General features: G+C 54.1%; 19 protein-coding genes. 10 read left to right on the plus strand and 9 right to left on the minus strand.

The features are described 5' to 3' along the window. Positions 1 to 246 precede the first annotated feature (246 nt). The 4 genes from KTE_RS18810 (at position 247) to KTE_RS18825 (ending at position 4,590) form a co-directional block, all read left to right on the plus strand. Positions 247 to 1,239: a DUF929 family protein gene (locus tag KTE_RS18810; RefSeq protein ID WP_201383493.1), complete on the plus strand. Its 993-nt coding sequence runs from the start codon at positions 247 to 249 to the stop codon at positions 1,237 to 1,239. A gap of 193 nt (positions 1,240 to 1,432) precedes the next feature. Further along, entirely contained in the window at positions 1,433 to 2,242 is an 810-nt protein-coding gene (locus tag KTE_RS18815) for a histidine phosphatase family protein (protein ID WP_201383495.1), read from the plus strand. Between the two features lie 82 nt (positions 2,243 to 2,324). Beyond that, a complete protein-coding gene (locus KTE_RS18820) occupies positions 2,325 to 3,161 on the plus strand; it encodes a hypothetical protein (protein ID WP_201383497.1) in 837 nt (278 codons plus the stop codon). A gap of 205 nt (positions 3,162 to 3,366) precedes the next feature. After that, positions 3,367 to 4,590: a glycosyltransferase gene (locus KTE_RS18825; RefSeq protein WP_201383499.1), complete on the plus strand. Its 1,224-nt coding sequence runs from the start codon at positions 3,367 to 3,369 to the stop codon at positions 4,588 to 4,590. Positions 4,591 to 4,687: 97 nt separating this feature from the next. Here the strand turns inward: KTE_RS18825 and KTE_RS18830 are convergent, their stop codons facing one another. Next, a complete protein-coding gene (locus tag KTE_RS18830; protein WP_201383501.1) occupies positions 4,688 to 6,559 on the minus strand; it encodes a protease pro-enzyme activation domain-containing protein in 1,872 nt (623 codons plus the stop codon). An 894-nt stretch (positions 6,560 to 7,453) separates the two neighbouring features. On the opposite strand from KTE_RS18830, the gene KTE_RS18835 reads away from it, so the two are divergent. Further along, on the plus strand, positions 7,454 to 7,735 hold the full coding sequence (locus KTE_RS18835; protein WP_007910963.1) for a hypothetical protein: 282 nt from the start codon (positions 7,454 to 7,456) through the stop codon (positions 7,733 to 7,735). Between the two features lie 121 nt (positions 7,736 to 7,856). Here the strand turns inward: KTE_RS18835 and KTE_RS18840 are convergent, their stop codons facing one another. After that, positions 7,857 to 8,273, minus strand: coding sequence for a hypothetical protein (locus tag KTE_RS18840; protein WP_201383503.1), 417 nt, complete (start codon positions 8,271 to 8,273; stop codon positions 7,857 to 7,859). Positions 8,274 to 8,656: 383 nt separating this feature from the next. Between KTE_RS18840 and KTE_RS18845 the strand changes: the two genes are divergently transcribed. From KTE_RS18845 to lepA, 3 genes are all read left to right on the plus strand, one after another. Then, positions 8,657 to 9,631: a PP2C family serine/threonine-protein phosphatase gene (locus KTE_RS18845; RefSeq protein ID WP_201383505.1), complete on the plus strand. Its 975-nt coding sequence runs from the start codon at positions 8,657 to 8,659 to the stop codon at positions 9,629 to 9,631. A 469-nt stretch (positions 9,632 to 10,100) separates the two neighbouring features. Further along, on the plus strand, positions 10,101 to 11,276 hold the full coding sequence (gene mnmA / locus KTE_RS18850) for a tRNA 2-thiouridine(34) synthase MnmA (RefSeq protein ID WP_201383507.1): 1,176 nt from the start codon (positions 10,101 to 10,103) through the stop codon (positions 11,274 to 11,276). Continuing rightward, on the plus strand, positions 11,273 to 13,084 hold the full coding sequence (gene lepA / locus KTE_RS18855) for a translation elongation factor 4 (RefSeq protein ID WP_201383509.1): 1,812 nt from the start codon (positions 11,273 to 11,275) through the stop codon (positions 13,082 to 13,084). Before mnmA ends, lepA begins: the two co-directional genes overlap by 4 nt. A gap of 60 nt (positions 13,085 to 13,144) precedes the next feature. Here the strand turns inward: lepA and KTE_RS18860 are convergent, their stop codons facing one another. Both KTE_RS18860 and KTE_RS18865 read right to left on the minus strand, forming a co-directional pair. Beyond that, positions 13,145 to 15,070 (minus strand): bifunctional homocysteine S-methyltransferase/methylenetetrahydrofolate reductase, encoded by a 1,926-nt coding sequence (locus KTE_RS18860; RefSeq protein ID WP_201383511.1) that lies wholly within the window; start codon positions 15,068 to 15,070, stop codon positions 13,145 to 13,147. 974 nt (positions 15,071 to 16,044) lie between these two features. Then, on the minus strand, positions 16,045 to 16,701 hold the full coding sequence (locus KTE_RS18865; RefSeq protein ID WP_201383513.1) for an SRPBCC family protein: 657 nt from the start codon (positions 16,699 to 16,701) through the stop codon (positions 16,045 to 16,047). A gap of 666 nt (positions 16,702 to 17,367) precedes the next feature. On the opposite strand from KTE_RS18865, the gene KTE_RS18870 reads away from it, so the two are divergent. Further along, on the plus strand, positions 17,368 to 17,568 hold the full coding sequence (locus KTE_RS18870) for a hypothetical protein (RefSeq protein ID WP_007910948.1): 201 nt from the start codon (positions 17,368 to 17,370) through the stop codon (positions 17,566 to 17,568). Between the two features lie 314 nt (positions 17,569 to 17,882). On the opposite strand, the gene KTE_RS48900 is transcribed toward KTE_RS18870, so the two are convergent. The 3 genes from KTE_RS48900 to KTE_RS18885 all read right to left on the minus strand — a co-directional run bounded on the left by KTE_RS48900 (position 17,883) and on the right by KTE_RS18885 (position 20,110). Beyond that, positions 17,883 to 18,578: a tRNA-dihydrouridine synthase gene (locus KTE_RS48900; protein WP_201383515.1), complete on the minus strand. Its 696-nt coding sequence runs from the start codon at positions 18,576 to 18,578 to the stop codon at positions 17,883 to 17,885. Beyond that, complete coding sequence (locus tag KTE_RS48905) at positions 18,575 to 19,096, minus strand: tRNA-dihydrouridine synthase (protein WP_201383517.1); 522 nt, start codon at positions 19,094 to 19,096, stop codon at positions 18,575 to 18,577. Before KTE_RS48905 ends, KTE_RS48900 begins: the two co-directional genes overlap by 4 nt. Positions 19,097 to 19,363: 267 nt before the next feature. Then, on the minus strand, positions 19,364 to 20,110 hold the full coding sequence (locus tag KTE_RS18885) for a glucosaminidase domain-containing protein (protein WP_201383519.1): 747 nt from the start codon (positions 20,108 to 20,110) through the stop codon (positions 19,364 to 19,366). 367 nt (positions 20,111 to 20,477) lie between these two features. Here KTE_RS18885 and KTE_RS18890 point away from each other — a divergent pair, with 367 nt between their 5' ends. After that, positions 20,478 to 21,671 (plus strand): acyl-CoA dehydrogenase family protein, encoded by a 1,194-nt coding sequence (locus KTE_RS18890; protein WP_201383521.1) that lies wholly within the window; start codon positions 20,478 to 20,480, stop codon positions 21,669 to 21,671. 6 nt (positions 21,672 to 21,677) lie between these two features. Here the strand turns inward: KTE_RS18890 and KTE_RS18895 are convergent, their stop codons facing one another. Further along, entirely contained in the window at positions 21,678 to 22,244 is a 567-nt protein-coding gene (locus KTE_RS18895; RefSeq protein WP_201383523.1) for a class F sortase, read from the minus strand. A 16-nt stretch (positions 22,245 to 22,260) separates the two neighbouring features. Beyond that, the gene (iscB, locus tag KTE_RS18900) at positions 22,261 to 23,550 is read right to left on the minus strand and encodes an RNA-guided endonuclease IscB (RefSeq protein WP_201383525.1); all 1,290 of its coding nucleotides are present in this window, start codon (positions 23,548 to 23,550) and stop codon (positions 22,261 to 22,263) included. Between the last annotated feature and the right edge of the window lie 116 nt (positions 23,551 to 23,666).

Genomic DNA, 23,666 nt, shown 5'->3' on the forward strand with positions numbered 1-23,666 from the left:
AATAGTGACCAAAGGGGGTCCAGGGGTCTCCCCTGGCGGGGCTTGGGGTGTCCCCAAATAATCATTATTTAAAAGGATTTGATATCAGCCATATTTGTCTTCCCTTGCGCCTGCGGCGCTCAGGGTTAGGGGGTAGGTGGAAAAGCTGGAAATATAAGCAGACAGCTATACGCAGGTCGGAGCAGGTGTGTTACAATACGACGCGAATTGATTTACGAATGTATTTAGAGGGGTCAGAGAAAACGCATGGCAAATCCGAAACAACGCGATTCGGCGTCTCAGCGTCGCGAGCAGGCACGCAGGCAGCGCGATCAGCGTCTCAATACAAATCAGAATGGACGTTACCGTGGGCGAGGTAGAGGGAAAAAAATCAGTGAAGCCTGGCTGCTGGTTGGCGGCATCGTTTTGATGGTCGCCATCGTCGTGGGTATTTTTGTCTGGGCCGCGAATCAACAGACCGGCAGCGCGACCAAGGGGAACGTGGATATTCAGAAGGCTCTTACCACTATCAGTCCCCAGACCTTTAAGAAGGTGGGCGCGGGAAACGCAAAGACCCTCTTCAAGCCTCTTCCTTCCAATGCTGATATCCCTAAGGGGCCAAATGGTAGGCCGCAGGTGCTCTATATCGGTGCCGACTGGTGTCCCTACTGCGCGGCGCAACGCTGGGCTATCATTGCCTCGCTGAGCCGCTTTGGTACTTTCAGCAAGCTGGATACGATAGCCTCTGCCGAGCAGAACATCGTCACATTCTCATTCCACGGTGCGAAGTATACCAGCCAGTATATTGATTTTGTCCCGGTCGAGACCGAGGATAACACTGGCAAGGCGCTCGACACGCCGACAACGGAGCAGCGCAAACTGGTGGATACCTACGATGCCCCGCCCTATGTGGGGGCTAACGAGAAGGGCTCGATTCCCTTCCTGCTTGTCGACAAGGTCGCGATCTCTTCGGGATCATTTTATCCTCCACAGCAGTTGTTGAACCTCTCCTACCAGGATGTCGCTAATGACTTGAAGGACCCCAATTCGGATGTCAGCAAGGGTATAATTGGGGCCGCGAACTATCTCACGACCGCCATTTGTCGCGCTACCAATAATCAACCTGCCGATGTGTGTACGCAGGAGCCGATTCCTACGTTGGACAAATCGCTCTTCACCAAGGCGTCCAATGGTTCAGGCCCGGTGCTGGCGTTGAATGGTGTGCAACTGGCCCTGCCGGAGCGCCGCCGCTACGCATAGAGTATATACGTATATGGGTAAAGGGCCTGGTGGCAGGCTGGCGAAGCCAGCTTACCACCAGGCCCTTTACCCATATAATTTGCGTCGTTTCTCTTTGTACTGATACAATACAGTACAAATATGTGCTGTTGAGTGGTAGGTGCGTCGTTATGGCGACAGGCAAGATTGTATTGATAGGCAGGGGAGATGTGCTGTGCTTCAGGTATTGTGGCTTATGCTCAGGGTGCAGATCCGCTTTCTCCGCTGGCGCTGGCGACTGTGGCGACGTATGCATGATATGAAGGAAGAAAGTACGCAGGATTCTATGAAACGAACACTGCTCATAGTTCGTCATGGGCAAACGACCTGGAATACAGAGCACCGCCTGCCGGGCCTGTTGCCAGGTGTGACGCTCAATGAAACTGGCCGTAAGCAGGCGGCCCGCCTGGCGGAGGCGCTCTCCGTGATGCCCATTAGTGCGATTATTAGTAGTCCCCTGGAGAGGGCTAGAGATACAGCGGCCTATCTTGCCCAGGGACGTGATATTCCTGTTCAGATTGAGTCGGACCTGGTGGATACTGATGTGGGTCCCTGGGCGGGGCGCGTTATTAGCGAGCTTTCAAAAGAGGACTCGGCCTGGCAGGCGTATGTAAAGGATCCCACCACCGCGCCTGAGGGCGTCGAAACCTTTCCCCATGTGCAGCAACGCGTGGTGGCTGCCATCGAGCGCTGGCTGGCCCAGGACAATCTTGGCACTCATCCCGTTTTTGTGGCCCATGCCGATGTGATCAAGCTCTTACTTGCTTATTATATGGGACTGGAGACACGGCGCGCTGGCTCACTGCATATTGATAATGCCTCTGTTAGCTTAATTGAGCTTGATAAAGATCAACCTCCTCATGTTGTGGCGATGGGTTGGAACCCTCAGCCAGGCTGGTTGAAGCCCCCCGCTCCGCCTGCGCCAGCTCCGCAGGAGCCTACGCCGTCTAATCATGCGCAAGAGGTTGGCGAACAAAAGACCTGATCGCTTGTGAAGAGAACGTAATATTGTGTGTCGTTTGTCGCCTGGTGCTATTGAAAACGTACACCTGGAAGGGAAGCATAGCATGTTTGATCCGCGTGATCCCTATGAACGCTATTACTGGCATTATGAGTCTCGTCGCCCGCTTTCGATGGCGCAGATTATTGCGCTGGGGAGCGTTGACGCGAAGACCTCCGCCCTGATCTGGCTTTTGCTCGAAAATGGTTCTTCCTTGACGGTTGCTGGCCCGACCGATCCCCAGCCAGGTGTTGGGAAGACAACGACGCTTAATGCCCTGCTCCAGTTCTTGCCTGAGGGGACTTCCCTGGCGTATATGGCGGGCATGTATGAAAATTTTGCCTTTACTAATCTTCCAGATATTGATCCTAAGACCACATATGCGCTTTGCAACGAGGTGAGCGATCATCTGCCTATTTATATGTGGGGGCGCGTGGCGCGTCGCTACCTGACCCTGCCTGCGAAGGGGTACCATATCGCGACCAGCGTGCATGCCGACACTATTGATGATGTTATGCGTATGTATCAGCGTACCTTGCGGGTTGGCCCGGAGGATACGCGTCGCCTGGGCCTGGTGGTGAATATTGGCCTGGTGGGGCGGCTCTATCCCCCGCGTCGCCGCTGGTTTAGCACGCATTTTATTCAGCCGAATGTCAATCCTGACAAGCCGGAGGTGGCCGAGCCACTACCGCTCTCCCTCTGGAATCAGGTGGATGATACATTCCTGTATGCAGACCAGGCGATCCTGGATGGCCTGGCGAACTGGATAGGAATTTCGAGCCAGCAGTTTGCTACTGAAGTGACGCGACGGACCGAGTTCCTCGAAGAGATCTCTCAGGGATCGGGCCTCGATCAGGAGGAGATGTTTGAGGCTGTCGCCCAGTTTCGCGAGCAGCAGCCCTAGGGAGGCACGACGCGTGCTTCAGCAGCGTTGTCATACGTGAAATAGAAGCAGCCCTGCAATTGTTCATATTAATAAGTAGTCAAAAATTAAGAAAGGAAGGTGTGCCTGATGTCGCACTCCTATGTGGCCCTGGCTGGTGAAGGACGCTGGCCACGCATCTGCAATCAACACTAGCACCAATTGAAGAAAGAGGAGCCTCTCTAACATGTCATATTCTGTTGCCATGCTCAGTGTCCACACGTCTCCGCTCGATGCTCCAGGACGTACCAAGGATGCTGGTGGTATGAATGTTTATATTCGTGCTCTCGCCCATGCGCTCTCGCTGCGCGGTATCCAGGTTGACATCTTTACCCGTAAAACTGATCCATCTACCCCCCAGGTTGTGCACCTTGATAGCCAGGTGCGTGTGATTCATATTCCCGCAGGTCCTCAAGCTCCCACACATAAGAATGAGCTGTACCAGTACCTCCCTACCTTTGTGCGCAACATAGATGAGTTTCGAGCCGAAGAGCAGGGTGAGTACGATCTGGTGCATAGCCACTACTGGCTCTCTGGCGTTGCCGGACTCGCGCTGTCTGAACTCTGGCAGGTCCCCCATGTGACCATGTTCCATACGTTGGCGCGCCTCAAACAGATGGCGCACCCTGATGAGCCAGAACCTCCTCTACGCCTGGAGATGGAGCAGCAATTAATCCAGCAGGTGGATCGAATTATCGCCGCGACTGGTGACGAACGCTCCCAGATTCTGCGCTTCTGCGGCGCGGCCTCGCGCAGTGTGCGTGTGATTCCCTGTGGCGTAGATATCGAGCTCTTTCAGCCATATGATCAGCGCCAGGCACGCGCTCAACTGGGCTTTTCAAATCAGCAGCCCCTGCTGCTCTTCGCCGGGCGGCTGGACCCGTTTAAGGGACCCGATGTGCTGTTACGCGCCGCCGCCATGATGCAGGAAGAGGCGCAGATCGTGATTGTGGGTGGTCGTTCAGAGCAGGATGAGGATGTGCGTAAGCTACGCGAACTGGCGGCCCAACTGGGGATTGCCGAGCGCACCCACTTCCTGGAGGCGCAGCCCCAGGGGCGGATGCCCTTGTTCTATAGTGCCGCCGATGTCACCGTTGTTCCCTCCTATCACGAAAGCTTTGGCTTCGCCGCCGTGGAGTCGCTGGCCTGTGGTACGCCTGTGGTCGCGACGCGTGCGGGTGGATTGATGACCGTGGTGCGCCATGATGAGACCGGCTTCCTGGTGCCGCGCGCCCCTGGTTTCTTCGCCGAGCGCCTGGATGCGTTACTGCGTGAACCTGCGTTGCGTGAGTGTATAGCACAGGCCACGCGCAACTCAGTGTTACGCTTTAGCTGGGACAGCGTGGCGGAACAGGTGCAGCATCTCTACGAGGCCCTCCTGGATGAGGCCAGTTGCTTGATCGCGCAATAAATTGTGTGAGAGGCAGATAGGTGAAGGTGGGTATGGGACGACGCTACTTGCGTACGCGTCTACTTCCGGAAGTAGACGCGTACGCAAGTAGCGTTGATTAGCTCTCCATGCTCAGGATGGCCGCGAAATTGGGGGAACCCCAGCCGGTGGTGTAGTCCCAGCCTTTGGTGGCGGGATAGAACAGGTTATCGCCCTGAGTAATGTCGGTATAGGGCTGGTTGCTGCCTGCCTTGTTAGCCAGGCGATAGAACTCGGGGATGCCACCAAGTGGGCGCTTTCCACTCTGGCGGAGCCCTTGATCGACCAGGGCTGTGCCAGCGGCGGCGATGGGAGCTGCCGCGCTGGTGCCACCGCTGCGCACCCAGATGCTATCATAATAGATGCAGATATTGGGATATGCCGCCGCGGCGATATCGGGAACCTGGCGTAAGCCGTTGGGGGCCTGAAGCGTCTGAGGTGGCAGGGTGCGTACAAAGACGCCCTGAGTTGTGCCATCATAGGACGTGGTCACGCCATCCCCAGCCTGCCAGCTCGGGCGTGTAAACGCGGAGTTCTGACTCACGCCGCCGCCTGACCCCCAGGAGTTCTGGCAGACGGACGTGCCATCATCGCCACCCCAGACGGTTTCGCTGGAGCGCTGGAGATCATTACCAACCTGTAAGTAGGTGCCACCAACAGAGATGGCGTAGGGAGCGCTGCTGGGAAAGGAGACCTCTGCGATCTGGGGAAAACGTGCACGCAGGCTGTACGCGCCACAATCGCCGCTACTTATAAAGACCGAGATGCCCTCGGCGGCGAGATTGCGCAGACTGTTATTGATCGCGATCTGATCACTGGTGCTAAACATCTCCTCGCCCAGCCCATAGCTGACGCTCAGCACCTGGACTTTATGATCACTGGCCACGCGATTAAAGACATCGAGCATGCCCTGTGCAAATGAGGTGACCTGCGAGATAGGGTTATTGGCGTCTTGTAACTGCGTCTGATAGACCAGAATACTGGCTTTGGGTGCTAGCCCGGCGATCAGCTCGACATCCATTGTGGCCTCGCCCTCGCCCGTGCCAGGAGGAAGAGGTGTGCCCACATCGATATTCTGGATTGAAGGCATGCTCTGCCCTGTGCAGGCGATATAATTCTGCACATCATTGATGTCATATGGATCGCCAAACTCGGCGATGCCAATCGTGGCCCCCTGGCCTTGCAGACCTTTCTTGTATAGTTGATCAACCTGGTAGGCTGACGCGAGTTTTTGCTGGGTGAGAGTTTGCTTCGCGCCATATTTGGTGCAATTGCTCTCCTGGCCCAGTTGTTGTATATGCGTGTTCTGACGTGGCGGTTTGATGTCGGGAAGCGCGAGATTATTCAGGCCTGCAATGGTCTGGATATAGGGTTCAATGGAACTGGGAAGGTGCGGATCTTTGTTCTGCATATAGAATTGTTGATCCAGAAGAGAGAAGGCGTAGAGCTGGGTTCCCAGAGAGGTCTGAATAGTCTGGACCGTGGCCTGAGCCTTGATAGAGCTATGCAAGGGATCGGTGCGGATCTGGGTGTAGCCCTGTTGCGTTAGCCAGGTCTGGATCTGTTTGGTCTGGGCATCCGGCATCGCGAAGCGCTGGACTAATTGCTCGGGCGTCAGAAACTGGTGGAAGCTTGCCGAGCCAGGCGTATAGAGTTGAGTGACGAAGGCATTCAGCGCATCATCGTCAAAGGCCAGGTTAAAGGTCAGCGTCAGCTGGTTCCCTGGCGACAAGGGCGAACCAAGAAGCGCGGCTTGCGCCTCTAGCGGTTGATTGGCTAGAGGACCGGGCTTGCGCGTGGGGGCCTTGCGTGGCGCACCGCCCGGACTGGCATTGGTAGCGCTGGTGTTGCCTCCACTATTATCAGCGGTACAGGCGCTCAATAAGGCGCTTAGTAAGACAGTTATCAGGAGTAGGAGCGCGGAAAGGAACGCTCGGTTACGTGTGGCCACATCTACCTCCAAGTAGTAGCGATAAAGGCAAGTTGTACTAGCAAGAAGTGTACGCAACCTTGATGAGAGGCGCTATGAGAGGAGCCATACATTGAATGTGAAATAACTAACTTATGCGCACCTAATTTTGGCTAAGCTAGCGCCATATACACTTATTCCGGGTAAGGAGTGGTGGTGCAGGCTGCCAGCACGCACCACCACTCCTTACCCAGGCAAGCGCCGCAGGCGTGAGGAGCCACGACCGAAAGTTGCGCATCGGATTCGCTAACAGTGATCTTACTGATACGTAAACGCTATGGATGCGGTTATTTTCGGTGTGAGGATATGTGAGGTCGGGGAAGATGTATGAGTGCATGGGAAAATGTAGAAGGGTAGACTTTCAACTTTCTCTATGGTATAATCATTTCATCACGAGACACTATTGATCAGGCATCCATGCCGAGAAGCAATGTTCTGCTTCTCAGGCGTTTACACTCGAGAGTACGAGTGGGAGGCTACATGCTTATGGGTTCAGTCTCAACAACTTCGCCACACTATCAGCTGAAATATACGCTGCTGGCGTCTGACGAGACGAACACCGATGCATAGCAACACGCACTAGGGACATTTCGCCCTGGTGTTTTTTTTATACCTTGAAAACTGGATAGTCGCTCTTACGTGGACGGGTACATCCCTACATTGCTCCTTTGGCATTTTGAGCCCTGGCTCGGAGGACCGCTTCTGCTTCGATCCTGAGCGGTATTTGTCCTGCAAAGAAAGGAGGCCGCATCTCTTTTTTGAGCGTTCGGCACTGTACTTCGTTGAATACAAGAGTGTAGGAGACGTAAGCAGGCCTAAGTGATAAACGGTATGTGGTACGGTAGTGGTTTTTAGAATTCAAGGAGAGTGCAGACCATGAACTCGAGCATGATCAATAAAATCGCCAAAGCCAAACGTTACGCAGAGGAGCCGGAGCGCATTCAGTTTACCCGTTTTGAAGCCAATTTCCACGGCGAAAATGACGTTCATACCACCACTTTTGATAATGGGACGTGGGATTGCACGTGCCGCTTCTTCCATGATTGGGGTGATTGCTGTCACACTATGGCGATGCAGCGCGTGCTGGGCGTGACTATTCCCGCCGCCTATCGTCACGGTGTCCCCTCAGGCCTGGGCACAAGCCCGCTGGTGCACTAGCAGCCCTTTCATAACCTTTTTCTCTTTGGCGAAAGACACTGACCGTATTTCATGTCTCTAAGGATAGGACGGTCAGTGTCTTTCTTTTTTTTATTGCTTGGCTGGTTATTTTTAGAGCAGACTAGAGCACACTGCCATAGGCAAAGTAAAGCACAATAATTACTACGAAGAGCAGGGTGGCAAGGATGCCAATGGTAATCAGGTCGCGTTTCACATACGCAAAATGCTCAACCGTAATCAACTGGGGGGCCGCGCGCTGGCTTCTATTTTTGGCCTGGCGACGTGCTGCCAGACGTGCGCGTGCACTTCCCTGCTCGGGAGCGACCGCTACCGGGGTACTTGCCTTTTCCTCGACAACGCTGGAAGCGACGTTCTCGATTTCAGGTTCGGAAGTGACGATCTCTTCTTCTTCTACCTCGAGGAGAGGGCTCTCCTCTTCGCGCTCCTCAACGGCGGGCTGGATCAGTTCAATGCCTTTGGTGCGGGTCGCTTTGGAGCGCTGAGCACTTCTGCGCGCTGTTGCTGACTTCTTAGCCATGATTGTACTCTGCCTTTCATTCGGTCAAAATGGTGTAAAGATGCTCTTCTGCTCAACAGCGTTGTGTAGAAGATCTGATAGAAGAATAGCAATGATAATGGCGTTCTTCGATGCACGTTGCTGGCATTGGTGCCATTATACACGAATCCAGGATATCAGTCGAGTAGGTATGTAGGGTGAGGTGTATCAGGTGGCGAACTGGCGGAGCCAGTTCGCCACCTGATACACCTCACCCTTCCCTTCTTGCTCTTTGCTGGTCGCTCTGGTTATAATTGCTAGTAAATGTTTATTTGTGGCCTGGTCTATTACTCTATCTTTTTATGCGGAAACTAACAGCGCTCCGCGCTCAAGTTTCCTATTAGGTAATAAGGAATCTAAAAGTTATGTTAAAAAACGCGCAAAAACCTGCATCCCTTTCTCGTCGAGTTCATTCTCCTGTCTCTGTAACTCCAACTCTCGCGCCGCGTTCGCGCAAGACTCCCCCACCCCTGACCTTTGCCCGGTATTCGCTCGCGAAGGCGACACGCCCAGATCAAAATGAGGATCGTATCCTGTCCCTGCCCCGGACGAGCTTAGGCGCCGTCTTTGATGGGGTGGGTGGCGAAGATGGGTATATTGGTTCACTTGTGGCCTCACAAACAGTTCGCTCTCACTGGAAAAAAGTACTGTCCGCACGCCAGGTCTCGACCAACGATGAAGAGAGCGACGCTTCAAACATCGATCTGCTGTTGCTTTTAGAGTATGTTATCTTGCAAGCTCATCATCGGCTCTGCGCGGAGAGCACGCGCCGCACAAAAGAAGATGGCACGCCCCTGCGCCCCTGCACCACGATTGCCCTGGCCGCCCTTGACTACCAACCGAATAGCTCTGAGTGTCGTTTGCTTTGCGCGCACGTGGGCGATAGTCGCATCTACCTGCTCAAGGCCAACGGCGATTTTCATCGGTTGACCGATGATGATGGCTTCTTCTCGCTGTTAGTAGCACGTGAGATGCTGACGCTTGAAGATGCCTGGCGTATTGACCAGGCGAGTGACGCTTCGCAACTGAGCCAGTTAGAGCGCGCCTACTTTGAGCGCCGTAACGGTATCACGCAAGCGCTGGGCGACCAGGTTGAACCTGTCGTCCACCTGGCTGAACTGGCGTTTGAGCCAGGTGATCGCGCCTTGCTCTGTACCGATGGCGTTCATGATAACCTGACCGATATCGAGATTGCTGCTATCATGCGCTCGTCTGCGCGTACAACCGCCGCGAAGAAACTGGTGCAGCGCGCGCTTGAGTTCTCCCTCCAGGAGCACCAGGGAGTGCTTCGCGCCAAACAAGACGACATTAGCGCCCTGGTCATCAGCCGAAATTATTAGAAGGTCTGACGCTGCTAAAGCACGCGTCTCCATATGATACTACGAGAATGTCGTACTATTATATGGAGGCGCGTGCTTTAGCAGCGCCGTCAGCAATCTTCTCTATGTATCATCGACAGGCAAAGGGAATTCATCCAGTTTATGTGTCTCTTCTTCATCGCGCCGCGAGCCGAGGCAAGGTTTGAAAGAGAATTGGATGGCCTTGCGCTGGCCTTGCTGTTTGACAACTTGTCTCTACTATGCTACCCTAGACGTTGGCAGTAAAGGTCTGAAGAGGCGTATACTCGTCTGAGGGACTGGAACTGAGGGATTGAAATCAAGAACAGGCAATGCCTGCTCAGAATCATAGGCTAGCCCCCCATCTGGCTAGTCTTTTTGCTATTATCGGTCGTATCTCGTTCCACTCTCTACGCTTGCTGCGACCGCGGTCGTCATGTTAGTCAACTACAACTAGGCAGGGTATTATATTATGGCTCGGATAGTCGTCGCTATGAGCGGCGGCGTAGATAGCTCGGTCGCCGCTGCATTGCTGAAAGAACAAGGACATGAAGTCATCGGTATGATGCTGCGCCTCTGGTCAGAGCCAGGGGTGATTGAGGCAGAGGACGATGGCGTTGAGCGCGTAGTACAGAACAAGTGTTGTTCGCTGGAGTCAGTGGATGACGCGCGTCGCGTCGCGCGTATGCTGGATATTCCTTTTTACCTGGTGAATGTCGAGCAGGAATTTAAAGAGCGCATTGTTGACTCCTTTTATGAAGATTATGTTGCTGGTCGGACGCCCAACCCGTGCCTGACTTGTAACCGGCATATTCGTTTCACAGTATTGCTCAATAAGGCCCTGGCGCTGGAGGCTGACTACCTGGCGACGGGTCACTATGTGCGCGTGGACGATCATCCCCAGACGGGGAGGCGCCGCCTGCGCCGTGGCCTCGATCCCGACAAAGATCAGTCCTATGTGTTGCATGTGCTCAACCAGCACCAGCTCGGTCACGCCTGCTTCCCCCTGGGAGGCTATACCAAGCCCCAGGTGCGGGCCATGGCGGCTGAGCGTGGCATGAACGTGGCGACCAAGGCTGAGAGCCAGGAGATCTGCTTTGTGGCGCAGAATGACTATCGCGGTTTTATTGATCGCTATGCGGCAAGCAAGCAGGAAGATGATGCCTTGATGGCCGCTGGTGTAACCGCTACCGCCACGGCTGCGCAGCCACTGATCACGATACCGCGTCCGGGCCCCATCTATGATCAGCAGGGGAAGCTCCTGGGACGCCATCGCGGCCTGGCTTACTATACTATTGGTCAGCGCAAGGGACTGGGCTTGACGTCACCTGCTCCATTGCATGTGCTCAAGTTGGACGCTGACCAGAACGCGCTGATTGTAGGTCCTGCCACCGCTCTGGATCAGCAGGAGTTTACCATCGGCAAGATGCATTACACCACTGGCGACGTGCCTACAGCCCCTTTTGAGGCCCTGGTACGCGTACGCTATAAGGCCCCCGAACAACCCGCGTTAGTCACGCCTCTTGAAGGGCAACGGGCGCGAGTACAACTTGTACACCCACAGCGCGCAATCACTCCAGGCCAGGCCGCCGTGCTTTACGGAGGCGAGGATGGTGATGAGGTCTTGGGTGGAGGGATTATCGAATGACCGATCAAGCACATATTCGCAATTTTTGTATTATTGCGCATATCGATCATGGCAAGTCCACGCTTGCTGATCGCCTACTAGAGTTCACAGGCACCGTGACCAAGCGCGAGTTGATGGCGCAGACGCTCGATCAGATGGATCTGGAGCGCGAGAAGGGCATTACGATTAAGGCTCAGGCCGTGCGTATGCGCTATACCTCTCAGCAGGATGGTGAGGAGTACGAGCTGAACCTGATCGACACGCCTGGACACGTTGACTTCGCTTACGAGGTTTCGCGTAGCCTGGCAGCTTGTGAAGGCGCCCTGCTCGTGATTGACGCAACTCAGGGTATCGAGGCCCAAACGCTGGCGAACCTCTACCTTGCGTTAGAGGCCGACCTGGCCATTATCCCCGTGATCAATAAGATCGACCTCCCCAGCGCGGAGCCTGAGAAGGTGATGCAAGAGGTCGAGGACGTCATTGGCCTGCCCAAGGAAGAGTGCATTCTGGCCTCGGCCAAAGAGGGCATCGGGACGCAGGATATCCTGGAGGCGGTCATTAAGCATGTGCCGCGCCCCAAGGGTGATCCCGAAGCCCCACTGCGCGCCCTGGTCTTTGACTCGCATTATGATGCCTACAAAGGTGTGATCGCCTATGTACGCGTCGTAGACGGGGCGCTACATACCGACGAGCGCGTGACGATGATGGCAACTGGCAGTAACACCGATATCCTTGAAGCTGGCTACTTTCATCCACGCCTGACCTCCGCAGGCAAGCTGACCACAGGCGAGGTTGGGTATATCGCGACCGGCTTTAAAAAGGTGACGGATTGTCGCGTGGGCGACACGGTCATTTTTCCAGCCTACGCGGGCAAGGTCGAGGCGCTGGCGGGTTACCAGCCAGCCAAATCCATGGTCTTCGCGGGCATCTATCCCGTTGAAGGCAATGACTACCCCTTACTGCGTGAGGCCCTGGATCGCTTGAAAATCAATGACGCGGCGCTCCAGTATGAGCCTGAGACCTCAAGCGCGCTGGGCTTTGGCTTCCGCTGTGGCTTCCTGGGCCTGCTGCATATGGAGATCATTCAGGAGCGCCTGGAGCGTGAGTATAACCTGGATATTCTGGCGACCGCTCCGAGCGTGGCCTACCGCGTCACGAAGACGGGCGGTGAGGTCATCGAGGTCGACAATCCATCTGATATGCCCTCGTTTGGCGATATCGAGCAGATCGAAGAACCCTGGATGGATGTCTCTATTTTTACACCCTCGCGCTATATCGGCACTATTATGGATCTGGTCAATAACAAGCGCGGTGTGTATAAAGAGCTTAAGTATATTGAGGCCGAGCGCGTGCTCCTGACCTATAGCTTGCCCCTGGCCGAGCTGATCATCGACTTTTATGACCAGCTTAAGTCACGCACGCAGGGCTATGCCTCGCTGGATTATGCCTATGCCGACTACCAGCCATCGGACCTGATCAAGCTGGATATCCTGGTCAATGCTGTCGCTGTGGATGCGCTCTCGCTCATTTTGCATCGCGAGAAGGCGTACTATCAAGGGCGAGCGCTGGTCGAGAAGTTGCGCAGCCTGATTCCACGTCAGATGTTCGAGGTTCCCATTCAGGCAGCCATCGGCTCACGCGTCGTCGCGCGCGAGACGGTCAAAGCCATGCGTAAGGACGTGCTGGCGAAATGTTATGGTGGTGACATTTCGCGTAAGCGCAAACTGCTGGAGAAGCAGAAAGAGGGCAAGCGTCGCATGAAGATGGTGGGAAGCGTAGAGATTCCGCAGGAGGCCTTCATGGCGGTGCTCTCTCTGGGCGAAGAGTAGCTTGTTGGATTATAGCTGTAGTGGGTGCTGGTGGCCATAGGCCACCAGCACCCACTACAGCTATAATCCAACAATATTTTCGCTGCCGCGATCCACGGTCTGCTGGCGAATATAGGGGAGAAGCTCGCCCACAAGATCGTAGCGGTCCAGAGGCATGATATAGGTACCCTGGATATAAGGCAAGATGGCATCGAAGAGCTCTTTAATAATCTCCAATCCCGTATCGCAGGCCTGGTCGCCCGCCAGGCGCAGGCGCTCACGGACAGCCTCGGGAATGACGATGCCGGGCACCTCGTTATGGAACTTCTCGGCTTGCTGATAGGAGTGAAGCGGTTGCAGGCCAACCAGGATGGGAATGGTGAGCGGACCATACTCCTGCTTGTAGCGCTCAAAGTAGCTGATGAGCGTCTCGGGATCATAGACGGGCTGGGTCATGATAAACTGTGCGCCTGCCTCGATCTTGCGGTGTAAGCGCTCCAGGTCGAGCGCGATATCAGTCGCGGGAGGGGTGGCCGCGCAGCCTATACAGAAGGAGCCGGGCGTTCCCAGCTTGCGCCCGCGCCCATCAAGGCCTTGATTGAGATTATTCAAGATGGCAATCAGACCAATGCTATCGACATCCCAGATGCCCGTGGCGTTGGGAAAATCGCCGTGGGTGGGAGGATCACCGGTCACAGCCAGAACATTGCGAATATCGGTGGCGTGGGCGCCAATCAGATCGCTCTGGACCGCCATCAAATTGCGGTCGCGCGGTGTAAAATGTACAATGGTTTCCACGCCAACCTGCTGCTGAATCAGGCGGGCTGCGGCGACGTTACTCATACGTACACGGGCCATGGCATTATCGGTAATATTGATGGTATCCACGCCAATGTCGCGCAGGTACTCAGCATTTTGCAGGAAGCGCGTAAACTTGACGCTGCGTGGGGGACGCATCTCGGCACTCACCACGAAGTGTCCTGTGGCGAGGCGTTGTGAGAGGTAGGTGCTGTGCGTCTGGGTACCGCTGGAGCTTTCTGGATCGCGCTCAAAGAGCGTGTCAAGGCGAGGCTGGCGTTTGGGGACTGTAACCTCGCGTGTCCCCAGCTCGGGAGCGTATTCGGCCAGAACTTTACGCATGGCGGCAATATGCTGAGGCGTCGTGCCACAACAGCCTCCGATCAGGCTCACCCCGATCTCAAGGAAGCGACGCGCGTAATCAGCGAAGTAGTCAGGCGAGGCTCCGTAGATGAAGCGATTGCCCACACGTTTGGGCAGGCCCGCGTTGGGCTGGGCCGCCAGGAGAAAGTGCTCTGGCCCCCCCGTGCTCATGCCCTCGATGACGCTAAAGGTACCGGCGGGTCCCAGGGCGCAGTTGACACCCACAACATCGGCCCCCAGTTCCTGCATCGTCTGTGCCACCAGGAGCGGCTCCTCACCGCTTGAGACCGTATTCTCTTCATCGAAGGACATCAGGGCCACAATGGGCAGATCTGTCATGCCGCGAATGGCTGAGAGCGCCTCGCGCATCTCCTCCAGGTTGGTGATGGTCTCAATGATTAAGAGATCGACGCCCGATTCTAGCAAGGCCGCCGCCTGCTCTTGAAAGGCACTGCGGGCCTCTTCTGGCGTAATGTCTCCCAGGGGAGCCAGGTGGCTGCCGAGGGGGCCAATATTGCCAGCGAGAAAGATGGGCTGTTCACTCAGTTCACGCGCCTCACGTGCGATCTTGGCGCCAGCCCGGTTGATGGCATGAACCTGCTCTTCGAGTCCATGCTCGCGCAGGCGAAAGCGGTTCGCGCCAAAGGTATTGGTCTCGATGATTTCGGCCCCCGCGGCCACATATTCCAGGTGAATGGTTTTAATCAGCTCAGGAGAGGTGAGGTTGAGTTGCTCGAAGCATCGCTCATAGGAGATACCTCGGGCATAGAGCTGGGTTCCCATTCCACCATCGCAGAGAATAGGACCTTGCATCAATCGTTCTATGAAGGGACTTGTTCTTCGCATACTATACTCTCTCTTATGCCCGTGTCGCTGGCTGGATTATTCAGGTTAAAAGGTGATCAAGCTGCATGCTAACCAGTCGAGTATATCACCAAAAAGTGTACGCAGTCCAGCCATAAGGCTTAGAGAGAGTGATAGCGTTGGAGTGTGGGCATTCCCCCCACGCTCCAACGCTATCACTCTCTCTAAGGCATAAAAAAGCGCTAGTAGCCGAGACAGTTCTCACATGTTTCAATCGGCTACCAGCGTGTTTTGTCTTATTCTACACAACTCCTGTGCTTCTTCAACCTTTTTCCTGATTCCACGTAGGCCAAGAATTATTGGCTTTCCAGGCTTGTGTTCCTGTTGGTCCCCACCAGATGTACGGCTGTAGTAGCCGATAGACTTGATTCTCTCGTGTGAACGAGTTGTTTTCTTCAGGTGGTGTGAGACTCAGGACGGTGCGGCGAGCCCGCCTCTACGGGCACTACCTGTCAATTTGATACACCATCCCTAGCACGCGAATTGGTTTCTTCAATGGAAGAGTCATAAGCCCTCCTTCCGGATTACTTATGCAAGGCCTATAGCCAAGTGCCAGAGTATCTTTCCTCTCTGGAAGCGTTCCTAATCGAATCATTTGGAACACTTTGATATTAACATATACAATTTGGAATGTCAATACCTAAAGCGTAAAATTTTTCAAGATTCTAGAAAATTCCGACTCAGCAATATTGTATTTGTGTATCCTGTGTTGCAGCATAATGCTGCGCTTGCCTGGTATAAAGAGTCATGGTAGGCGCCAGGAACGTGAGAAATTGGTCCGGGAGGGAGAAGCGTTGAGGTCATTTGTGGGGTACCCGCATGCCTGGATCTGGCAAAAAAGGCGTCATGACACATCTATCTATTTAAGATTTAAGGTTGAGTTTTTATAGAATAGCATCTCTACTAAAAGCGGCGACCCTTGCAAGGATCGCCGCTTTTAGTAGAGATGCTATTCTTCAGCTATATATGTTCGGGGGAATATCGTCTCTGCGCTGAAGCGGTGGGGTATCGGCGGTTGAGGACATGCCAGTGATATCACGGTCCAGAACGGGTTCACGGCTGCTCAGATTCGGCTCATCGGTCATGGTCTGGTTCTGTTTGTCGGTGGTTTTTCCTTGCGAGGCCGCGCTCTCTTCATGGAAGAGGTAGCTTGACGAATTGGGATCAAGCGAGCCTGGAGGAGCCTGTTCCACCATCTGAGCAAAGTGGTTGAGATCGTGCTGGAGTTTCTGCTCAAAGCGACCCCCAACGCCAAGCTTCTCACCAACATCGCCTACAACACCGGCGGGTGGGTTATAGTTGATGAAAACATCGACTTTCGTCTGGTTCGTGCTGGTCGGCTCAAAGGTCACCTTGCCAAAGTTGTCGAGACCCTGGGTCGAGTGCCAGCCGATCTGCCTGTCCTCAATCCAATTTTCATTCTTCGCGTCCCACTCGTGATTACCCGCCACATCGGCGACCCAGTGACTATTCTGGTTGTCGTGATAGGTAACCTCTTTCACAAAGCTCATAAACTTAGGAAAGTCGTTAAAGTGGGAGAATAAGGAGTAAACCTGGTGTACAGGTGCATCTACTGTTACTGAAGCATGATGCTCTGCATATGTTTTCGCCATAAGAATTGGAACCTCCTGATATGTCAGTTACAATTACAGTAACAACTCTGCTTGGTAAATCAAACCTACCCTTTTCACATTCGCCACTACCCTCTTCCCATTTCTGGGTAGATATTCCCTATGTATATGTACACTTGCCAGATAGCTGTTTTGTTACAAGCTCTCCCTATGGGCACATATTTTCTCAGCGAATTCTCAGGCGAAAACTGGCCTCCCTGCCTTATAATAGGTATAGAGCGAGAATGTGGAATATGTCGATCAAGCTGGCAGGCTGATCGAGTGCTCCTGAAAAAACCTATTTTATCCTGGTTGCGTAGTCGGAAATAACCTGAGCCCTTTGTGTGTTATAGAGTTTGAGAAAAGTAACTTTCTGACAAACATGCAAGGGTCCGCTTTCAGTCGCTTCATGTCGGCTGTCAATAGGAATGTTGGGCGGATTTTGGGGCTTTTATTTTGGGATTTTTTGCTTCTAGTGTAATATAGACGTAGATACAAGAGGTTTTACTCTCTTTACTAAAACCTGGCGTCATAAGGAATATGGCAAGGGGAATTAGAAGTAAGGAGCAGATCTCAAGAGCCTACTAGTTTCTAGTAGCGTAGCGACTGGATAGACATTCTTTACATTCGAGACGTTACATATTTTGCGATGATGTGAGGTAACAGATTATGTCAACCGCAACCCTGGAAACCAAGCTGGACAAGGCTTTGGAGCTTGTCGGTTCAATTGACCCGGAAATTGCTGAGTCATATCCTTCGCTAGAGGCTCGTATCCTGGCGCAAGCCCTAGAAAATGTGGAAATTGCTGAGCGTCGCTTGCGCGAAATCCAGAAGCTGGTAGGTGATTTTAGCGAGGTCGTCCTGGTGTAGTTGACTACCTCGCTTGAGAGAGGCGGCTACACCACCCATGTCTCTAATCCAACTATCCTCGTTGGCTCTCTCTCTGGGTGCCTTCTCTCCCCAGGAGAGGATATTTTTCGCACCGACACTCGCCGTCGCTTTATCATTTGATTAACTATTTTTACCCTTTTGTTTCTTCTATGATTGATAGTCAATAAATATCCTCCGAGATTGTCTCCCTATGAAAGAGTATGAACAAATTCTGCTAAAAAAGTGGCATGTGAAAAAGCAGAGTGAGGCCCTCGTTTCGGGAAACGAGGGCCTCACTCTGCTTTTTCATCGGTTTAGAGGGAGCAACTGAGGTCGAGTTCGGGATCGCGCAGCTCTTCCTGTATGATGCCCTCATCGCTGCCTGGTGTGTCGGCGGGTTCTTCTTGCGTAAGCGCACGCTCGATAATCTCCTCAACATCTGCCAGGCTGTTGATTCTGACTAGCTCATTGCGAACCTGCTTGGCGCCTGCGAAATGGCCCAGGTACCAGCCCATATGCTTGCGCAGCTCAACAAAATGATCCTCGCCCTTGAGACGAGCGTGCACACGCGCGTGCTCCAGGGCCATCCGTAGTCGCTCTTCGCGCGAGGGCATAATGCTGGGAATATTCTCAGGCGTTGGCTCAACGTTACTATTGACGACCTCTTTCATCTGAGCTTTATTCTGGAAGAGCCAGGGATTGCCATAGGTCGCGCGCCCGATAAGCACACCATGCACGCCTGTCTCGCGAATACGCTTAGCGGCATCATAGAGATTATGGATATCACCATTGCCCAGGATGAGCGTATCGGTCTGCCGGACGATCTCGGCCGCCTGGGCGATGGCGTCCCAGTTGGCCTCGCCTTTGTAGTGTTGCGCGAGGGTGCGCCCATGCAGGGAGATATTGGCGGGTTCCATTTCCAGCAGATCTTTCACCCAGTCGGTAATGGTAATGGAGTCGTATCCCAGGCGGGTCTTCACTGAGACCGGCAGGAGGCGCCGCTCAATCACTGCCTTATCCCCCAGATTCGCACACGCTCCTCGTTCATCTGGCGAATGCGCTGGATGCGCTCAGGTTCCATTCCCAGTTCTTCGAGCGTCTGTCCATTGGCCCAGTCGCGCACACCTGCCTGCGTCGCCCGAATAATGGCCTTCGCTGTATCAGGCACGCGGATGAGCGCGGCCCCGCCGCCCTTATTAGCGATCTTGGTTGCGGGACAGCCCATATTGATGTCCACCCCATCGAAGCCGAGTTCACACGCGACGTGCGCGGCAAGATAAAAGTATTCGGGGCGGCAGCCAAAGATCTGGGCGATAGCTGGACGCTCCGCAGGGGTATAGAGGAAGTCACGGAAGATACGGTCGCTCCCCTTCCAGAGGCCCTCGACATTGGTAAATTCGGTCAGGACGATATCTGGTCTGCCATGCAGGCCATGCATGGTGCGACAGGGGGCATCCGTGACGCCATCCATGGGCGCCAGGCCAATAATAGGTTGTGGAAGTGTATTCCAGAAAGAGGTTGGTTTCATTATGCCAAACTTTCGCGCTGAACTTTCTTTTATCTTCTATCTATAGGTATGTGAAATCGGCAGTTAGTCGTCTTTACTTTTGTGTTTCGACCGTTTAGATCTTTTATGATACATCCTTTCGGGTTTCTGGTCAATTTTCGCCTTTTGGCATTGTGGGACTCGCCAATGCTAGTGTAAGCTTTCGCGCCTGCGACGCTCAGAGTAAAGGGATAGGGGCGCGGTTTGCGGGCGAGGACCCGCAAACCGCGCCCCTATCCCTTTACTCCTTTATTTCTTTGGGGTGGTTTCTGAGCGCCATTTGTCGACGGCGACTTTGACGGTGAGGATGTAGGAGGCCTCGTCGTTATTATCTTTCCTGGGGGCATAGGTAGGGATAATTTGGTCGACGGTCACCAGGCCCCATCCCTGGACATAGGTCTGGGCGATCAGGCGATACCAGTCCTGGAAGCCCTCTTCCCAGGTTTTGTAGAGCCGGTAGCCCTGATAGGCTGGCTCGTCTGGGCGCTGGCGAATATTGCCCAGAGAGTGGGTCTCCTGGGCGACTCCCAGCTTGCCAAAGTGGCTCTCCTGCCAGAAGAAGGCCAGGGCGTAGGCGGGGTCAACTCCGTATTGCACACCATAATCATAGAGTGCCTGCCCCTTGCCGGAGGCGGGCGAGTCATTGCGTGCGAGGACGAGGTTGATAAAAGCCGGGGTCAGGGTCGGCTTGCCCATGACCCGGTAGACGGCGTCTTTGGGTGTATTGCCGAAGGTGCTCGCTTCATCATAAGGAGGGGTATACGAGGGCTGCTGGGGCGCGGGATGAAAGGTGAACGATGGCAGAAGGGCAATGCCCGCCAGTACGCCTCCCAGGATGCATACCAGCAATAGTAAACAACCACCCGTGCCGAGCAGGACATAGAGACAGGAGGAGCGCTTAGGACGGCGTGGAGGCTGGGGCGTCATAGGCAGCCCCGGTGCAGCTTGTCGCCACTGGCTATCATTTCTTAAGGGCTTTGTCGGCAGGTCGTACATGCAATGTCCTTATCGTGCTGCGTCTTCGGCTGTATACTGGTCGCTCTGAGGAGCGTGATTTCTGGTTCTCTTCCATATATACGCAGAGCAACCCATGAGGTTCGATATAGAGGAAAGGGTGTGGGTGGGAAACGTGGCAATGCCGCGTTTCCCACCCACACCCTTTCCCCTCCCTCCTTCTCGCCTGCTTTTGCGATATAATAGCTACAGGCAATGTGCCCTCAAAGGGGAGGGTGCATGAACATCAGGATACTGATCTTATTCCGAAATCCAACGCCACTTACGTGTCTAGGGCTTCGCCCCCATTCGGGGACAAGCGCTCAGGGTTTTCGGAGAAGAAGACCACAGAGGGGAATTAGGAATTCATATGTCTCAGATAACTGCCCAGCGACTGGCCCAGATTCCGTCCGCGACTGACCTCTATAATATTGATCACCTGCTCTCTGATGAAGAGCGTATGGTGCGCGATACCGTGCGTAAGTTTGTACGCGAGCGTGTCCTGCCCATTATTGACCAGCATTTTGAGGCCGGTACCTTCCCACGCGAGCTTATTCCAGAGATCGCTGAACTGGGGCTGCTAGGAATGCACCTCGATGGCTATGGTTGCGCTGGCTTGAGCGCGGTGTGCTATGGGTTGGCCTGCCAGGAGCTTGAGGCTGGCGATAGCGGCCTGCGTTCATTTGTCTCTGTGCAGGGCTCGCTGGCCATGTATCCTATTTATGCCTTTGGGTCAGAAGAGCAGAAAGAGCACTGGTTGCCGCGTATGGCGCGAGGCGAGGTGATTGGCTGCTTTGGTCTGACGGAGCCTGATTTTGGCAGCGAGGCCGCTGGCATGCGCACCAGCGCGCGCCGGGACGGAGATGAATATATCCTGAATGGCACAAAGATGTGGATTACGAATGGTGGTGTGGCGGACCTGGCGGTGGTCTGGGCACGCGCCGAAGATGGTATTCGCGGCTTCCTGGTTGAGCGGGGGACACCGGGCTTTACGACCAGCGATATCCATCACAAATTGTCGCTGCGTGCCTCGGTTACGTCTGAGTTGCATTTCGAGGAATGCCGTGTGCCTGCCGGCAATATGTTGCCAAACGTGAAGGGCATGCGTGGTCCCCTCTCCTGCCTCAATGAGGCCCGCTTTGGTATCTCCTGGGGCGTAACTGGTGCGGCTCGCGCCTGCTTTGAGACGGCGCTGGAGTATGCTAAGACGCGTGTCCAGTTTAAGCGTCCCATTGCCAGTTTCCAACTGGTACAGCGCAAGCTGGCCCTGATGGCCACGGAACTGGTCAAGGCGCAGCTCCTGACCTTGCAGCTTGGACGCTTGAAAGACGAGGAGTTGTTGCACCCGGTGCAGATCTCGCTCGCTAAGCGCAACAACTGTCGCGAAGCCCTGGAGACGGCGCGCGAGGCGCGTTCCATTCTTGGCGCGAACGGCATCACGCTTGAATATCCGATCAGCCGCCATATGAATAATCTGGAGTCGGTCTTTACGTATGAGGGCACCGACGATATTCATACCCTGATCATAGGCCAGGCCTTAACGGGTATCAATGCCTTTGAGTAGTCTCCGCTATGGTGCTACCTGGTGGCTAAAGACGACCAGACGTTGATCATAGCCAGTGCCGGTCCAGGCTCCGCTACAGGTAATCAAGTTCAGGTGATGCTCGGTAGTGGAGCCAAAGACCTCATTTTGAGCCTCACTGCCGGGTTCATTTGCTGGGTAGCTTTTGACGCTGTCCACCACATAGGTCAGGGTTGTTTCTCCCCCCGTATCGATGTAGATGCGTGCGCCAGGCGTGAGCGTGTGGAGGGACCAGAAGATGGCAGGATCGCCACCCACGCGGTCCACATGCCCGGCGATGATGGCGTTCCCCGCCTGCCCAGGAGCCGCACCTAGCTCATACCAGAAGACGCTGGTCCAGTAGGGGGAGTTGAGCGCCTGCGAGGTAGGGGCATCCATCTTCCCATCGGGCGTCGCGCCAACTCCCAAAACGGACGCATCGATATGCAGACTAGGGATGCGGATCTTCGCCGGCTGCCAGGGGGCGATCTTCGTGGTATCAGCCTGGCGGTTATAGTTGTAGATCAAGACTCCCATGATCACCACCAGCAGGAGTCCACCATAAAATCGCGCCATGTGGGTGCCCCTGGCTTTAGACATGGGGAGGAACATTGCGCACTCCTTTGTGTCTATACTCATAGCCATCGGCTTGGTGTACTCGGCGCATATATTTAGGGTGGATATCGACCTTCCCAAGCTGAAACAAAGGCCGATGACGAATAGCAATTTTCCCCTCAAACGTTCCTTTGGGCGTAATTGCTTTCACCATATCGCCTGTGCGATATCCAAGAAATGTCTTTTTGCGTTGTTTGTGTTTTGCAGGAAATCCATATTTATCAGGTGTGCACATTTGCCTTCTTCCGTGCCCTGTGGCTGTAATCAGCAAAGGAATGTTCCCTTTATGCACTAACACATCAGGTGTACTCTTGCCTACGCAAGCGGCATCCAGCCAGTGTGTTTTTGGCAAGCCTCTTGTGGTGCGGTTGTACTTGGTCAATCCTCCACTACCACACTCGACAGGCAAGCCAAAGGTTTTCAATCGTTCGAGCAATGCAAAACGTGTGGAATTGACAGCAGCGGCATCCTTGAGGGGCCTTTTCACCTGAGCCAGAATACGCTTGAGCACATCTGGCTTCTTTTTTAAGAATATTTCGATTTCCTGAGTGCCTTTGGCGAGATTGCACGGCTCGCAAGCTAGCGTAAGATTGCTGATCCTATGCGTGCCACCGTTGGCGCGAGGATGAATATGCTCGATTTGCAACGGAATATTTTGTTTGCCACAATAGGCACAGGTTCGCTCCCATTTTTCGAGCAAGTATTCCCTGACTTCGTAGCCTTGCAAGGTGCCTTGCTGATATTGCACGCCTGCAATATCGGGATTCTCCATCAGTTGCAAATCAAATTTCACCAATTCCTGGCTCATAGCTTCAATGGGGGCATAGCGACACAAACGAGCTACCCACGTCAGGATATTGGCAAGCCGACTTTCTAATGATGGCGGCAACCATCCCTTCTTTCTTTTTCGATTCTGAAATCGTGGCTTACGATAGCGTGTTTTGCGATTTCTTCTGCCACGACGAACTGTACGCCTACTCTCCAGGCTGTCTTTAATGGCATGCCCACGATGGTGAAGTTCAGCCGCGAAAACAACCTTCCCGTTGGCGTCGTTCACCAGGGCAATCCCTGTTGTTTTACTGCCAGGATCGAGTTTGAGGCGCAAGGGTTGCACCTCTGGCTGTTCAACTACCCGCTTCAGCACAATGGTAAACGGGTAACGTCGAAACACGGCGGCTTTGCCTTGCGTGAGCAAGAGCCTTGCACGTGCTGGATGCACCGGATGTAATGGTTTGTAGTTACTATCAATCACAAAAACGTTGCTCAAGTTGAGCCTCTACTTTCGTAGGTGAAGTTTGCCTCGTCAATGTTAGCGAACGGTTTAACGCACAACACACTGGCTTCACCCTCTACACCTGTTTAATGCTGCGCCGTAGCGGTTGG

The organism is Ktedonobacter sp. SOSP1-85 (assembly GCF_016587415.1).
Classification (GTDB): Bacteria; Chloroflexota; Ktedonobacteria; order Ktedonobacterales; family Ktedonobacteraceae; genus Ktedonobacter.

What these genes read in the sequence shown, in the direction of transcription:
- KTE_RS18810 (WP_201383493.1), top strand. Translation starts at nt 247, where the DNA reads ATGGCAAATCCGAAACAACGCGATTCGGCGTCTCAGCGTCGCGAGCAG.
- KTE_RS18820 (WP_201383497.1), top strand. Translation starts at nt 2,325, where the DNA reads ATGTTTGATCCGCGTGATCCCTATGAACGCTATTACTGGCATTATGAG.
- KTE_RS18825 (WP_201383499.1), top strand. Translation starts at nt 3,367, where the DNA reads ATGTCATATTCTGTTGCCATGCTCAGTGTCCACACGTCTCCGCTCGAT.
- KTE_RS18835 (WP_007910963.1), top strand. Translation starts at nt 7,454, where the DNA reads ATGAACTCGAGCATGATCAATAAAATCGCCAAAGCCAAACGTTACGCA.
- KTE_RS18840 (WP_201383503.1), bottom strand. Translation starts at nt 8,273, where the DNA reads ATGGCTAAGAAGTCAGCAACAGCGCGCAGAAGTGCTCAGCGCTCCAAA.
- KTE_RS18845 (WP_201383505.1), top strand. Translation starts at nt 8,657, where the DNA reads ATGTTAAAAAACGCGCAAAAACCTGCATCCCTTTCTCGTCGAGTTCAT.
- mnmA (WP_201383507.1), top strand. Translation starts at nt 10,101, where the DNA reads ATGGCTCGGATAGTCGTCGCTATGAGCGGCGGCGTAGATAGCTCGGTC.
- lepA (WP_201383509.1), top strand. Translation starts at nt 11,273, where the DNA reads ATGACCGATCAAGCACATATTCGCAATTTTTGTATTATTGCGCATATC.
- KTE_RS18860 (WP_201383511.1), bottom strand. Translation starts at nt 15,070, where the DNA reads ATGCGAAGAACAAGTCCCTTCATAGAACGATTGATGCAAGGTCCTATT.
- KTE_RS18865 (WP_201383513.1), bottom strand. Translation starts at nt 16,701, where the DNA reads ATGGCGAAAACATATGCAGAGCATCATGCTTCAGTAACAGTAGATGCA.
- KTE_RS18870 (WP_007910948.1), top strand. Translation starts at nt 17,368, where the DNA reads ATGTCAACCGCAACCCTGGAAACCAAGCTGGACAAGGCTTTGGAGCTT.
- KTE_RS48905 (WP_201383517.1), bottom strand. Translation starts at nt 19,096, where the DNA reads ATGAAACCAACCTCTTTCTGGAATACACTTCCACAACCTATTATTGGC.
- KTE_RS18885 (WP_201383519.1), bottom strand. Translation starts at nt 20,110, where the DNA reads ATGTACGACCTGCCGACAAAGCCCTTAAGAAATGATAGCCAGTGGCGA.
- KTE_RS18890 (WP_201383521.1), top strand. Translation starts at nt 20,478, where the DNA reads ATGTCTCAGATAACTGCCCAGCGACTGGCCCAGATTCCGTCCGCGACT.
- KTE_RS18895 (WP_201383523.1), bottom strand. Translation starts at nt 22,244, where the DNA reads ATGGCGCGATTTTATGGTGGACTCCTGCTGGTGGTGATCATGGGAGTC.